Raw genomic sequence first — 13,423 nt, 5'->3', positions numbered from 1 at the left:
TTTACGTCGCGGGGCGCCGTCCATACACGGATACCCTTGACAGGTGACCGACGCCCAAGACACCGCAGCAGACAGCTCCCTGCGCATCACCGGAGGCACTCCTCCGGACGACGCCGGATCTTCTGTCATGGGGGCGCCGACACCGCTGCTCGAACCCCGCGAGGGCATTCCGCCGGTGATCGCCGACAAGGCCGCCCTCGCCGAGGTGATCTCCGCCTTCGCCGCCGGTTCCGGCCCCGTCGCCGTCGACGCCGAGCGCGCCTCCGGCTACCGCTACGGCCAGCGGGCCTACCTGGTGCAGCTGCGCCGCGAGGGTGCGGGGACCGCGCTGATCGACCCGGTGGCGGTCGGCGGCGGCCTGTCCGGGCTCGGCGAGGCCCTCGCCGGGACCGAGTGGGTGCTGCACGCCGCCACCCAGGACCTGCCGTGCCTGCGCGAGATAGGCATGGTCCCGTCCCGGCTGTTCGACACCGAGCTGGCCGGCCGGCTCGCCGGCTTCCCCCGGGTCGGCCTCGGCGCCATGGTCGAGAGCGTCCTCGGGTTCGTCCTGGAGAAGGGCCACTCCGCCGTCGACTGGTCGACCCGCCCGCTGCCCGAGCCGTGGCTGCGGTACGCCGCGCTCGACGTGGAACTGCTCGTCGACCTGCGTGACGCACTGGAGAAGGAGCTGGACCGGCAGGGCAAGCTGGAGTGGGCCCTGCAGGAGTTCGACGCGATCGCGGCGGCGCCCCCCGCGGAGCCGCGCAAGGACCCCTGGCGTCGTACGTCCGGCATGCACAAGGTGCGCAGACGCCGGCAGCTCGGGGTCGTACGGGAGCTGTGGGAGACGCGGGACCGCATCGCCCAGCGCCGGGACATCTCGCCCGGCAAGGTGCTCGGTGACGCCGCCATCGTGGAGGCGGCGCTCTCTCTTCCGGCCAACGTCCATGCGCTCGCGGCACTGAACGGGTTCGGGCATCGGATGGGGCGACGGCAGCTGGAGCAGTGGCAGGCGGCCGTCGACCGGGCCAAGGCCCTGCCGGATTCCGCGCTGCCTCAGCCCGGGCAGCCGGTCACCGGGCCTCCGCCGCCGCGGGCCTGGGCCGACAAGGATCCGGCCGCCGCGGCCCGGCTGTCCGCCGCCCGCGCGGGCGTCACCGCTCTTGCCGAGCAGCTCAACCTGCCCCAGGAGAACCTGGTGTCCCCGGACACGGTGCGGCGTATCTGCTGGGAGCCGCCGAAGGCGGCCGACGGGGAGGCCGTGGCTGCCGCGCTGGTGGGATACGGTGCGCGGCCGTGGCAGGTGGAACTGGTCACGCCGGTGCTGGTGAAGGCGCTGTCCGCCGAGGGAAGCTGACCTCACCTCGTCGCTCCCCGCATGAAACCGTTGTAGATGAATCTCTGCAACGCCAGAAAGACGATCAGCGTCGGCAGGATCACCAGGATCGTGCCCGCCGAGATGATCTCCCAGTGGGCGCCGTAGGGGCCGCGGAAGCGGAACAGGGACGTCGAGATCACGCCAAGATCCTGGGACGGCATGTAGAGGAAGGGGATGTAGAAGTCGTTGTAGACGGCTATCCCCTTCACGATCACCACCGTGGCGATCGCCGGTTTCAGCAGCGGCAGGATGATCCGCCAGTAGATGGTGAACGCGTTCGCGCCGTCGAGACGGGCCGCCTCGTCCAGGGAGACCGGGATCGAGCGGATGAACTGCAGGAAGATGTAGATCGAGACGATGTCGGTGCCCATGTAGAGCACGATCGGCGCCCAGCGGGTGTCGAAGAGGCCGAAGCTGTTGACGATCTGGAAGGTGGCCACCTGGGTGGTCACCCCGGGGACCAGCGCGGCCAGCAGGAAGAGGGCCACGACGAGTTTCTTGAGGCGGAAGGTGAAGCGGTCGATGGCGTAGGCCGTCATCGAGCCGATCAGCACCGTGCCGGCGATGGCGAAGGCGCAGATGAAGAGCGTGTTGCCGAACGCCTGGAGCATCCGCCCGTCGTGGAAGGCCGCGACGTAGTTGTGGAAGTCGAGCGGGTCGTCGGGCGGGGTCAGGGCTCCGCTGCCGTCCGTCATCTCCTTCGACGACTTCAGGGACGTGAGCAGGACCACGCCGAGCGGGAGCAGGACCACGAGCGTGGCCGCGATCAGGGTGGCGTAGACGAGGGTACGCAGGGCGCGGCGGCGGCTCATACGAGGTCCGCCCGGTCGTCGGGGACGAGGCGGCGCTGCACCCAGGTCACCGCCAGGACGATCAGCAGCAGGACCACGGCGGCGGCCGAGGCGAGCCCCGTCTTGTTGTACTGGAAGGCCAGCTTCACCGTCTGCGTCACGAACGTCTCGGTGCCGGTCGCGCCGCCGGTCATGATGTACGGCACCTCGAAGACTGACAGCGAGCCGGAGACGGAGAGGATCACGGTGAGCGTGACCACCGGCTTGATACCGGGCGCGATGATGTACCGGAACTGCTGCCAGCGGCTCGCGCCGTCCAGGTCGGCCGCCTCGTACAGCTCGCCCGGGATGGACTGGATCGCGCCGAGGAAGAGCACGAAGTTCAGGCCCATGTAGCGCCACACCGAGACACCGGCGAGGGAGACGTTCGCGGAGACCGGGGTGCCGAGCCAGGCGTGGCCGGTGTGGACGCCGAACAGGCCGAGCACGGTGTCGAGGGTGCCGCCGTCCTGGAAGAAGTAGAGGAAGACGAAGCCTATGGCGACCCCGTTGATCAGGGACGGGAAGAACAGCACGCCCTTGAAGAAGTTCCGGAAGCGGACCTTGAAGCTGAGGATCGTCGCGAAGTACAGCGCGGCGACGATCTGGACGGCGGAGGCGGCCAGGTAGTAGCCGCTGACGAAGAACACCTCGAAGAGGTCCTGGCGGGTGAAGATCTCGGCGTAATTGTGGCCGCCGGTGTAGTGGAGTTCGGGGCTGACGCCGTCCCAGTCGGTGAAGCTGTACGCGACCATGTCGGCGATCGGCGCGTAGGTGAAGGTGATCAGCAGGGCCAGGGGCACGAGGAGGAACAGCCAGGGGGTGAGGGCGCGCCACCCCTGACCGCGGCGGCGCGCCTGCCCGGGGGCGCCCGGCATCAGGAGCCCACCCGCTTCTCGGCCTCGGTCCACTTCGTGCCGAGGCCGGTGAGGAAGTCGTCGAGGCTGCCGGAGCCGACGCCCCGGGCGAGGTCCACGAGCTTCTGCCGGTAGTCGGGGGTGTTGATGCCGACCTCGGACTCGGAGTCGATCAGCTTGACCTTGGCGCCGTCGGTGTCGTCCAGCTCGATCAGCTTCACGCCCGCGTCCTCGTACGGCTTCAGGACCACCGGAAGGGGTGCGTTCTTGAGCGGGGAGATCGCCAGGTTGTCCTTGTCGTAGCCGGAGTTGTCGGTGAACCAGTCGATCCAGGCGCGGGCCGCCTCCTTGTGCTTCGAGTGGATGTTGACGGCCTGGTTGTAGTCGGGGCCGACAACGGCACAGAATTTTCCGCCCACTTGGGCCGGGAAGGGCATGAAGCCGATGTCGTCGGGGTTCACGTCGGCCTTCTTCGCCGCGTCCTGGAACTGGATGATCGCCCAGGTGCCCAGCCACTGCGTGGCGATCTTCCCCTGGGCCAACTGACCCTTGGACGCTTCCCAGTTGGTGGTCGTCGGGTCCTTCTCGGCGAGGCCCTGGTGGACGATGTCGTAGAGCAGGGTGTCGCCGACGCGCAGGTCGGCGCCCTGGGCCCATGGGTTGCCGTGGGCCAGCTCGGTGGTGGCGCCGGTGTCGCAGTGCACCGAGCCGTTGACGAACGTCCAGGAGGTGAGCGGCCACTGGGCGGCGAAGTTGGTGTAGTACGGGATCGCGCCGGTCTTCTGCCTGATCGCCTTGAGGTCGGCGAGGAACTCGGCCGGGGTGGTGGGCCATCGGCTGACGCCCGCCTGTTTCCAGACGCGCTTGTTGTAGACGAAGCCCGGCATCACGCCGATGGGACTCTGGCCGTACACCTTGCCGCCGACGGTGGTGAAGTCGGTGAACCGGTACTTCTTCGACCGCTCGGCCCGGGTGCCGAGGGACGCGAAGAACTTCGGGTAGTCGCTCTTCTTGACGACGCCGGGGATCAGCAGGACGTCACCGTAGTTGTCGGTGTTCATCCGGATCTTGACCTCGGACTCGTAGGTGGTGAGGGCCTGGAACTTCACCTTCACCTTCGGGTACGTCCGGTTGAACGCGGCCGCGTAGCGGTCCATCGTCCCGTCCGCCACGAGGTCGGTGCGCTGGGTGAGAACGGTGATGGTCCCGCTCACCGTCGCCGGGTCGGTGGGCGCCTTGGCGTCCTCGGCCTTGGTGGTGCCCCCGGTGCCGGTGCAGCCCGCGAGCAGGAGAGCGGCGGCCCCCAGGGCCGTGGCGAGTGCGGTCGTACGGCGGTTCATGTGCATCCACTCCGTTCTGAGGAGACGGAAGAGCACGTACGGGTTGGCTGATTCGGCACTCTGACAGCGCTTTCCTCAACCGGTAAAGTCCCAATCCCGCCAAGGATGCGGACAGTACACCCAGTGCTGGAATAGACCGGTTTAGGGAGTGCGCATGCTGAAGGTCACGCCGTTCGGCGAGGGATGGGTCCTGGAGTACGAGGGGCGGGAGCTGCCCGCCGCCGTGCCCGGATGCGTGCACACCGATCTGCTCGCCGCCGGGGTGATCCAAGACCCTTTTCTCGGGCGGAACGAGACCGGGGCGGCCTGGGTCGGGCGGCGCGAGTGGACGTACACGACCGAGCTGAGCGCGGCGAACGGGCAGGAGCGGACCGACCTCGTCTTCGGCGGGCTCGACACCGCCGCCGAGATCACGCTCGACGGTCGGCTCCTGGGCCGCACAAGGAACATGCACCGGTCCTACCGCTTCCCCGTGACCGGGTCGGCGGGCCGGCTGGCGGTGCGGTTCGCGTCCGCCTACACCGAGGCCGAGGCGGTGCGCGACCGGCTGGGTGAGCGGCCCGCCGCCTATGCCGAGCCCTATCAGTACCTGCGCAAGATGGCGTGTTCCTTCGGCTGGGACTGGGGGCCGACCCTGGTGACGGCCGGGATCTGGCGGCCGGTGCGGCTGGAGCACTGGTCGACGGCCCGGATCAGCCGGGTGCGGCCGCTCGTGACGGTCCACCAGGGCACGGGTGTCGTGGAGTTGCGCGTCGAGGTGGAGCGCTCTGACGCCGCGGCGCGGCTCGCCGTCGAGGCGCGGGCGGGCGGCCAGGTGGCACGGGCGCGGCTGGACGGCGGCGCCGGGGCGGTACGGCTGCGGGTGCCGGACGTACGGCTGTGGTGGCCGCGCGGTTACGGCGAACAGCCGCTGTACGACGTCGAGTTGACTCTCCTGCACGAGGAGGTGCCGCTGGACGTGTGGCGGCGGCGCGTGGGCTTCCGCACGGTGGAGCTGGACCGGCGCCCGGACGCGCACGGCACCGGGTTCACGCTGGTCGTCAACGGGGAGCGGCTGTTCGCGCGGGGCGTCAACTGGATCCCGGACGACGTGTTCCCGTCCCGGGTGGCACGCGAGCGCTACCGGGAGCGGCTGGGGCAGGCGGCCGCCGCGGGCGTGGACCTGGTCCGGGTGTGGGGTGGCGGGATCTACGAGAGCGAGGACTTCTACGACGCCTGCGACGACCTCGGCCTGCTGGTCTGGCAGGACTTCCCGTTCGCCTGCGCCGCCTACCCGGAGGAGCAGCCGCTGCGCGGCGAGGTCGAGGCGGAGGCCCGCGAGAACGTCGTACGGCTGATGCCGCATCCCTCGCTGGTGCTGTGGAACGGCAACAACGAGAACCTGTGGGGTTTCCGGGACTGGGACTGGGAGCGGCGGCTGGCCGGGGAGTCCTGGGGCGAGGGCTACTACCTGGGGCTGCTGCCGCGTGTGGTGGCCGAGCTGGATCCCACGCGGCCGTACACGGCGGGCAGTCCGTGGTCCGGCTCCTGGGACCGTCACCCCAACGACCCGGCGCACGGCACGCATCACTCGTGGGAGGTGTGGAACCGGGAGGACTACGCGGCCTACCGGAGCGAAGTCCCGCGTTTCGTGGCCGAGTTCGGCTGGCAGGCGCCGCCCGCGTACGCCACGCTGCGCCGCGCGCTGCCCGCCGAGGAGCTCGCTCCGGACTCCCCTGGCATGCTGCACCACCAGAAGGCCGACGACGGCAACGGCAAGCTGGAGCGCGGGCTCGCCCGGCATTTCGCCGTGCCGGTACGGGACTTCGACCGCTGGCACTACCTCACACAGGTCAACCAGGCGCGGGCGGTGGCCGCCGGGATCGAGCACTGGCGGGCGCACTGGCCTGTGTGCGCGGGCACGGTGGTCTGGCAGCTCAACGACTGCTGGCCGGTGACCTCGTGGGCGGCGATCGACGGCGACGGACGCGAGAAGCCGCTGTACCACGAGCTGAAACGGCTCTACGCCGACCGGCTGCTCACCCTTCAAGTCCGCGACGGCGCAATGGTGTTGGCGGCCGTCAATCAATCCGCCGACGCCTGGTCCGGGTCGGTGACGCTGCGCCGGATGACCGTCGACGGGCAGGTGCTGGGCGGGGCGAGCATGGCGCTGGAGGTCGCCGCGCGGGCGGTCACGGACCTCGTCGTACCGCGCGAACTGCGGCCCGACGGGCCCAAGGAGTTCCTGGTCGCCGACGCGGCCGGGCTGCGGGCGCTGCGCTTCCCGGCGCCGGACCGCGAAATCCCATACCCACGGCCGGAGTTCGAGGTGGAGGTGACCCCCGGCGCGGTGACGGTCACGGCCCGTACGCTGGTGCGCGATCTGCTGCTCCAGGCCGACCGGCTGGACCCGGCCGCACGGGCCGACCGAGGTCTGGTCACCCTGCTGCCCGGCGAACGGGTCACGATCGGGGTGACCGGATGGCAGACTCCCGATCCGTCCGCCGCCCGCCGCGCCCTGTACTGCATGGAGCCCGACCCGATGGATCGTACGGAGCCCGCCTGATGACCTCGCCGCAGCCCGTCCGCGTGACGATCAAGGACGTCGCCGCGCGTGCCGGGGTGTCCAAGGGGGCCGTGTCGCTGGCCTTCAACCACAAGCCGGGGCTGTCGGAGGCCACCCGGGACCGGATCTTCGCGGCGGCCCGGGAGCTGGGCTGGGCGCCGAGCAGCACCGCGCGGTCGCTGGCCGGGGCGCGGGTGGACGTGGTGGGGCTGGCGATCTGCCGGCCGGCCCGGCTGCTCGGTCTGGAGCCGTTCTACATGGAGTTCGTCTCGGGCGTGGAGAGCGTGCTGAGCGAGCACTCCTGCTCGCTGCTGCTGCGGCTGGTGCGCAGCCCGGAGGAGGAGGCCGGGCTGCTGGAGTCGTGGTGGCGGGGGCGGCACATCGGCGGCTCGATCCTGGTCGACCTGCGCGCGGACGACCCCCGGGTGCCGGTGGCCCGGCGGCTCGGGCTGCCCGTCGTCGCCGTAGGGCATCCGTCCCTGACCGGCGGGCTCACCTCCGTGTGGACCGACGACACCACGGCCGTCACCGAGGCGGTGCGGTATCTCGCGGCGCTCGGGCACCGGCGGATCGCCCGGGTCGGCGGGGCGGCGGCCCTCGGCCACACCGGCATCCGCGCGGCGGCCTTCGACGAGGTCGCGCGGGCGCTGGAGCTGGCCGGGGCGTGGCAGGTGGCGACCGACTTCTCCGGCGAGTCGGGGGCGCGGGCGACCCGGTCCCTGCTGACGGCGGCGCCGCGGGACCGGCCGACGGCGATCGTGTACGACAACGACATCATGGCGGTGGCGGGGCTGTCGGTGGCGGCGGAGATGGGCCTGTCGGTGCCGGGCGATGTGTCGCTGCTGGCGTGGGACGACTCGCAGCTGTGCCGGCTGACGCATCCGATGCTGTCGGCGATGAGTCACGATGTGCACGGCTTCGGGGCGGAGGTGGCCCGGACCCTGTTCGGCGTGATCACCGGGGAGGGCGCGGGGTCTCATCCGGTGCCGACGCCGGTGCTGACGCCGAGAGGGTCGACGGCGCCTCCGGATGTGTGACGTTCACCGCTACGGGCGGGGGGACTGGGCAGCTACATTACTCACAAGTAGCATGGTCGTAAGCAAGCGCTCAGCGTCCCATTCTGGAGGAGAGCCATCGTGCCTCGTACCGTCAGGGACGTCGTCTTCGTCGACGGCGTCCGCACCCCGTTCGGCAAGGCGGGCCCGAAGGGCATCTACCACGAGACCCGCGCCGACGACCTTGTCGTGAAGGCTATCCGGGAGCTGCTGCGCCGCAACCCCGGTCTGGACCCGAAGAAGATCGACGAGGTCGCCATCGCCGCGACCACGCAGATCGGTGACCAGGGTCTGACCCTCGGCCGTACGGCCGGCATCCTCGCGGGCCTGCCGCAGTCCGTGCCGGGCTACTCGATCGACCGTATGTGCGCCGGCGCCCTGACCGCCGTGACGACCACCGCCGGTTCGATCGCCTTCGGTGCCTACGACGCCGTCATCGCCGGTGGCGTCGAGCACATGGGCCGCCACCCGATGGGCGAGGGCGTGGACCCGAACCCGCGGTTCGTGAGCGAGAAGCTCGTCGACGAGTCGGCGCTGTTCATGGGCATGACCGCGGAGAACCTGCACGACCGCTACCCGTCGATCACCAAGCAGCGTGCCGACGAGTACGCGGTGCGCTCGCAGGAGAAGGCCGCCAAGGCGTACGCCGACGGCAAGATCCAGCAGGACCTGGTGCCGATCTCGGTGCGCCGGACCAGCCCGGAGGCCGGCGAGACCGGCTGGGGTCTGGTCACGGCCGACGAGCCGATGCGTCCGGGCACCACCCTGGAGAACCTGGCGGGCCTGAAGACGCCGTTCCGCGTGCACGGCCGGGTCACCGCGGGCAACGCGGCCGGTCTGAACGACGGTGCCACCGCGTCGATCATCGCGTCCGAGGACTTCGCCCGCGAGAACAACCTGCCGGTCAAGATGCGCCTCGTCTCGTACGCCTTCGCGGGCGTCGAGCCGGAGGTCATGGGCTACGGCCCGATCCCGGCCACGGAGAAGGCCCTCGCCAAGGCGGGCCTCGCCATCTCCGACATCGGTCTGTTCGAGATCAACGAGGCCTTCGCCGTGCAGGTGCTGGCCTTCCTGGAGCACTACGGCATCGCCGACGACGACGCGCGCGTCAACCAGTACGGCGGCGCCATCGCCTTCGGTCACCCGCTGGCCTCCTCCGGCGTCCGCCTGATGACGCAGCTGGCCCGCCAGTTCGAGGAGCAGCCGCAGGTCCGCTACGGCCTGACCACCATGTGCGTCGGCTTCGGCATGGGCGCGACGGTCATCTGGGAGAACCCGCACTTCGAGGGGGACAAGTGAGCACCACCGCCGAGCTTCTGAAGCAGGCCTCAGAGCTGTTCCCCGACGAGGTCGTGACGTCCGCGCACGTACGCCACTTCGACCTGCCCTCCGGTGCCGGCCGCTTCGCGCTGATCACGCTGGACAACGGCCTGGATCACACCAAGCCGACCACCTTCGGCCCGGCCTCGCTGGCGAACCTCGACGCCGCGATCGACCAGGTCGAGAAGGAGGCGGCGGACGGCGAGATCGTCGGCGTCGGCATCACCGGCAAGCCGTTCATCTTCGCGGTCGGCGCCGACCTCAAGGGCGTGGAGATCCTCAAGGAGCACGAGCACGCCCTCGCCATCGGCAAGGGCGGCCACGAGGTCTTCAAGCGCCTGGCCAAGCTGGCCGTGCCGACCTTCGCGTACTACAACGGTGCCGCGATGGGCGGCGGCGTCGAGGTCGGTCTGCACTGCTCCTACCGGACCGTCTCCAAGGCGATCCCGGCGTTCTCGCTGCCCGAGGTCTTCCTCGGTCTGGTCCCCGGCTGGGGCGGCTGCACCCTGCTGCCGAACCTGATCGGCGCCGACAAGGCCGTCTCGGTCATCATCGAGAACAGCCTGAACCAGAACAAGCAGCTCAAGGGCGCGCAGGTCTTCGACCTCGGCATCGCCGACGCGATCTTCGAGGGCGCCGACTTCCTGGAGCAGTCGCTCATCTGGACCGCGCAGGTCCTCAAGGGTGACGTCACCGTCGAGCGTCCGGTGATCGACCGCGGCGAGGCCTGGGACCAGGCCGTCGCCAACGGCCGGTTCATCGCGGACTCCAAGGTGCATGGCGCGGCTCCGGCCGCCTACCGGGCCCTGGACATCATCGCCGCCGCCAAGAACGGCGACCTGCAGCAGGGCTACGACGCCGAGGACCAGGCCCTCGCCGACCTGATCATGGGCGGCGAACTGCGCGCCGGCATCTACGCGTTCAACCTCGTCCAGAAGCGCGGCAAGCGTCCCGCCGGCGCCCCGGACAAGAACCTGGCGCGCCCGGTCACCAAGGTGGGCGTGGTCGGCGCGGGCCTCATGGCCTCGCAGCTGGCGCTCCTCTTCCTGCGCCGCCTGGAGGTGCCGGTCGTGCTGACCGACATCGACCAGGAGCGCGTCGACAAGGGTGTGGGCTATGTCCACGCCGAGATCGACAAGCTGCTCGGCAAGGGCCGGATCAACCAGGACAAGGCCAACCGCCTCAAGGCGCTGGTCACCGGTGTCCTGGACAAGGCCGAGGGCTTCGCGGACGCGGACTTCATCATCGAGGCCGTCTTCGAGGAGATCGGCGTCAAGCAGCAGGTGTTCGCGGAGGTCGAGGCGGTCGCCCCGGCGCACGCGATCCTCGCAACCAACACCTCCTCGCTGTCGGTGACGGAGATGGCGTCGAAGCTGAAGCACCCCGAGCGGGTCGTCGGCTTCCACTTCTTCAACCCGGTCGCGGTCCTGCCGCTGCTGGAGATCGTCCGCGGCGAGAAGACCGACGACGCCTCGCTGGCCACGGCGTTCGCCGTCGCCAAGAAGCTGAAGAAGACCGCGGTGCTGGTCAAGGACGCCCCGGCGTTCGTCGTGAACCGCATCCTGACCCGCTTCATGGGTGAGATCCAGAACGTCATCGACGAGGGCACCCCGGTCGACGTCGCCGAGAAGGCCGTCGAGCCGCTCGGTCTGCCGATGTCCCCGCTGGTCCTGCTGGAGCTGGTCGGTCCCGCGATCGGCCTGCACGTCTCGGAGACCCTCAACCGGGCCTTCCCGGAGCGCTTCACTGTCTCCCCGAACCTCGCGGCCGTCGTCAAGGCGGGCAAGCGCGGCTTCTACGTCTACGACAGCGGCAAGCCGGAGCTGGACCCGGAGGTCGCCGCACTGCTCAAGCAGGGCGACGTCGTCCTGACCGAGGAGCAGGTGCGGGCGCGGGTGCTCGACGCGGTGGCGCAGGAGATCGGGCTCATGCTCGACGAGGGTGTCGTCGCCGAGGCCCAGGACATCGACCTGTGCCTGATCACGGGCGCCGGCTGGCCCTTCCACCTGGGCGGCATCACGCCGTACCTGGACCGCGAGGGTGTCTCCGAGCGCGTCAACGGCAAGAAGTTCCTGGCCCCGGGCGTGGCGTCGGTTCCGGCGTAACACCGTTGAGCGTGTGAAGGGCCCCCGCGGCGGCGGGGGCCCTTTCCACATGCCCGGTGCGGACACCGGGCGAAGAACTGAGACCGTTACCGGTATGACCGACAGCAGCGACGCGGCGAGCGCACCCCTTCCCCTCCCGCTTCTCATCGTCGACAGCGCGAACGTCGTCGGTTCCGTACCCGACGGCTGGTGGCGTGACCGCCGGGGGGCCGCGGAGCGGCTGCGGGACCGGCTGGTGCCGTTCGCGCTGTCCGGCGCGGGTGGCCTCGCGGGGCCGGTCGAGCTGGTCCTGGTGGTGGAGGGCGCGGCCCGTGGCGTGGCCTCCGTGCCCGGAGTGCGGGTCGAGGACGCGCCCGGCAGTGGGGACGACCGCATCGTGGAGGTCGCGGCGACGGCCGGCGAGCGCCCCTGCCTGGTCGTCACCGCCGACCGTGAACTGCGCCGCCGGGTCGAGGAACTCGGCGCCCGGGTCACCGGCCCGCGCGCCGTCCTGAGCTGAACCGGCCCTCACGGTCGCGGTGCCTGGCCGACGCCCTCCCGCTCGCGCAGGGCCAGCCTGCTGTGGGTGCGGCCGTAGAGGAAGTAGACGAAGAAACCGATCACCATCCAGATGGCGAACCGCAGCCAGGTCTCGGCCGGCAGGTTGAGCATCAGCCACAGGGAGGCGCACACCGACAGGATCGGGATGACCGGGACCCACGGGGTGCGGAAGGCGCGGGGGAGGTCCGGGCGGGTCCGGCGCAGGATGATCACGCTGATCGCCACGACCACGAACGCGAACAGCGTGCCGATGTTCACCAGCTCGGCCAGTGCGCTCAGGCTGGTGAAACCGGCGACGATCGCGATGATCACGCCGAGCAGGATGGTCGGCCGGTGCGGGGTCTTGAAGCGCGGGTGGACGTGGGAGAAGAAGCGCGGCAGCAGTCCGTCGCGGCTCATCGCGAAGAAGACGCGGGTCTGGCCGAGGAGCAGGATCATGCAGACCGTGGTCAGGCCGATCGCCGCGCCGAAGCTGATCACGCCCGCGTACCAGGGGTGCCCGATGGCTTTGAAGGCGTCGGCGAGCGGGGCCGCCACGGACAGGCTGGTGTACTTCTGCATGCCGGTGACGACGATCGACACGGCGACGTAGAGCACGGTGCAGATGAAGAGCGAGCCCAGGATGCCGCGCGGCATGTCCCGCTGCGGGTTACGGGTCTCCTCCGCGGCCGTGGCCACGATGTCGAAGCCGATGAAGGCGAAGAACACCACCGAGGCGGCCGTGAAGATGCCCATCACGCCGAAGTTGGCCGGCGCCCAGCCGAACATCAGCTGGATCAGCGGCGCCTTCAGGTTGCCGCCCGCCGGCACCGGCTGGGACGGCGGGATGAACGGCTTGTAGTTGCCGCTGTTGATGAAGAACGCGCCGGCGATGATCACGATGAGCACGACGACCACCTTGACGGCGACGACGAGCGAGGTGATCCGGGCCGACAGCTTCATGCCGAGGACGAGGATGCCGGTGAGCACGAGCACCAGCGCGGCGGCGAGGATGTCGAAGCCGAAGCCGGTGGCGTTGTCCCGGCCGGCCAGGTAGTCCGGCAGATGCCAGCCCGCGTTGTCCAGCAGCGAGCGGATGTAGCCGGACCAGCCGACCGCCACCACCGCCGTGCCGAGCGCGAACTCCAGGACGAGGTCCCAGCCGATGATCCAGGCGGGCAGCTCACCCAGGGAGGCGTAGCTGAACGTGTACGCCGAGCCCGCCACGGGGACCGTGGACGCGAACTCGGCGTAGCACAGGGCGGCGAGCGCACACACCACACCGGCGACCACGAAGGCCAGGGACACGGCAGGTCCGGCGTTGTTCTTGGCGACCTGTCCGGTGAGGACGAAGATGCCGGTGCCGATGATGACGCCGACGCCGAAGACGGTCAGGTCGAGCGCGGAGAGGGACTTCCTGAGCGAGTGCTCCGGCTCCTCGGTGTCCCGGAGGGACTGCTCGACGTTCTTCGTCCTGAACAGCGCGCTGCTCACG

Annotated in this window: 10 protein-coding genes; 6 read left to right on the top strand and 4 right to left on the bottom strand. The window is 70.2% G+C overall.

The window, feature by feature from the left end:
* The first annotated feature begins 43 nt into the window (after nucleotides 1-43).
* On the top strand, nucleotides 44-1,336 hold the full coding sequence (locus LE548_RS05895) for a ribonuclease D (RefSeq protein WP_225095565.1): 1,293 nt from the start codon (nucleotides 44-46) through the stop codon (nucleotides 1,334-1,336).
* 2 nt (nucleotides 1,337-1,338) lie between these two features.
* Here LE548_RS05895 and LE548_RS05890 read toward each other — a convergent pair whose 3' ends face one another.
* From LE548_RS05890 to LE548_RS05880, 3 genes are read right to left on the bottom strand one after another with little or no spacing between them, the layout of a single operon-like run.
* Nucleotides 1,339-2,169 carry a carbohydrate ABC transporter permease gene (locus tag LE548_RS05890; protein ID WP_225095564.1) on the bottom strand — a complete coding sequence of 277 codons (831 nt, stop codon included), beginning with the start codon at nucleotides 2,167-2,169 and terminating at the stop codon, nucleotides 1,339-1,341.
* Nucleotides 2,166-3,065: a carbohydrate ABC transporter permease gene (locus LE548_RS05885; RefSeq protein ID WP_225095563.1), complete on the bottom strand. Its 900-nt coding sequence runs from the start codon at nucleotides 3,063-3,065 to the stop codon at nucleotides 2,166-2,168. The genes LE548_RS05890 and LE548_RS05885 overlap by 4 nt, the downstream gene beginning before the upstream one ends.
* Nucleotides 3,065-4,384: an extracellular solute-binding protein gene (locus LE548_RS05880; RefSeq protein WP_225095562.1), complete on the bottom strand. Its 1,320-nt coding sequence runs from the start codon at nucleotides 4,382-4,384 to the stop codon at nucleotides 3,065-3,067. The genes LE548_RS05885 and LE548_RS05880 overlap by 1 nt, the downstream gene beginning before the upstream one ends.
* Nucleotides 4,385-4,538: 154 nt before the next feature.
* Here LE548_RS05880 and LE548_RS05875 point away from each other — a divergent pair, with 154 nt between their 5' ends.
* From LE548_RS05875 to LE548_RS05855, 5 genes are all read left to right on the top strand, one after another.
* A complete protein-coding gene (locus tag LE548_RS05875; RefSeq protein WP_225095561.1) occupies nucleotides 4,539-6,929 on the top strand; it encodes a glycoside hydrolase family 2 protein in 2,391 nt (796 codons plus the stop codon).
* On the top strand, nucleotides 6,929-7,966 hold the full coding sequence (locus LE548_RS05870) for a LacI family DNA-binding transcriptional regulator (protein ID WP_225095560.1): 1,038 nt from the start codon (nucleotides 6,929-6,931) through the stop codon (nucleotides 7,964-7,966). The genes LE548_RS05875 and LE548_RS05870 overlap by 1 nt, the downstream gene beginning before the upstream one ends.
* A gap of 99 nt (nucleotides 7,967-8,065) precedes the next feature.
* A complete protein-coding gene (locus LE548_RS05865) occupies nucleotides 8,066-9,283 on the top strand; it encodes an acetyl-CoA C-acyltransferase (protein WP_225095559.1) in 1,218 nt (405 codons plus the stop codon).
* Nucleotides 9,280-11,409 carry a 3-hydroxyacyl-CoA dehydrogenase NAD-binding domain-containing protein gene (locus LE548_RS05860; RefSeq protein ID WP_225095558.1) on the top strand — a complete coding sequence of 710 codons (2,130 nt, stop codon included), beginning with the start codon at nucleotides 9,280-9,282 and terminating at the stop codon, nucleotides 11,407-11,409. The genes LE548_RS05865 and LE548_RS05860 overlap by 4 nt, the downstream gene beginning before the upstream one ends.
* Nucleotides 11,410-11,503: 94 nt before the next feature.
* Nucleotides 11,504-11,908 carry an NTP pyrophosphohydrolase gene (locus LE548_RS05855; RefSeq protein ID WP_225095557.1) on the top strand — a complete coding sequence of 135 codons (405 nt, stop codon included), beginning with the start codon at nucleotides 11,504-11,506 and terminating at the stop codon, nucleotides 11,906-11,908.
* An 8-nt stretch (nucleotides 11,909-11,916) separates the two neighbouring features.
* On the opposite strand, the gene LE548_RS05850 is transcribed toward LE548_RS05855, so the two are convergent.
* On the bottom strand, nucleotides 11,917-13,422 hold the full coding sequence (locus LE548_RS05850; RefSeq protein WP_225095556.1) for an amino acid permease: 1,506 nt from the start codon (nucleotides 13,420-13,422) through the stop codon (nucleotides 11,917-11,919).
* Nucleotide 13,423 lies beyond the last annotated feature (1 nt).

It is taken from the genome of Streptomyces sp. CoH27 (genome assembly GCF_020181035.1).
Taxonomy (GTDB): Bacteria; Actinomycetota; Actinomycetes; order Streptomycetales; family Streptomycetaceae; genus Streptomyces; species Streptomyces camelliae.
This window is presented reverse-complemented; position numbering and strand designations above follow the sequence as displayed.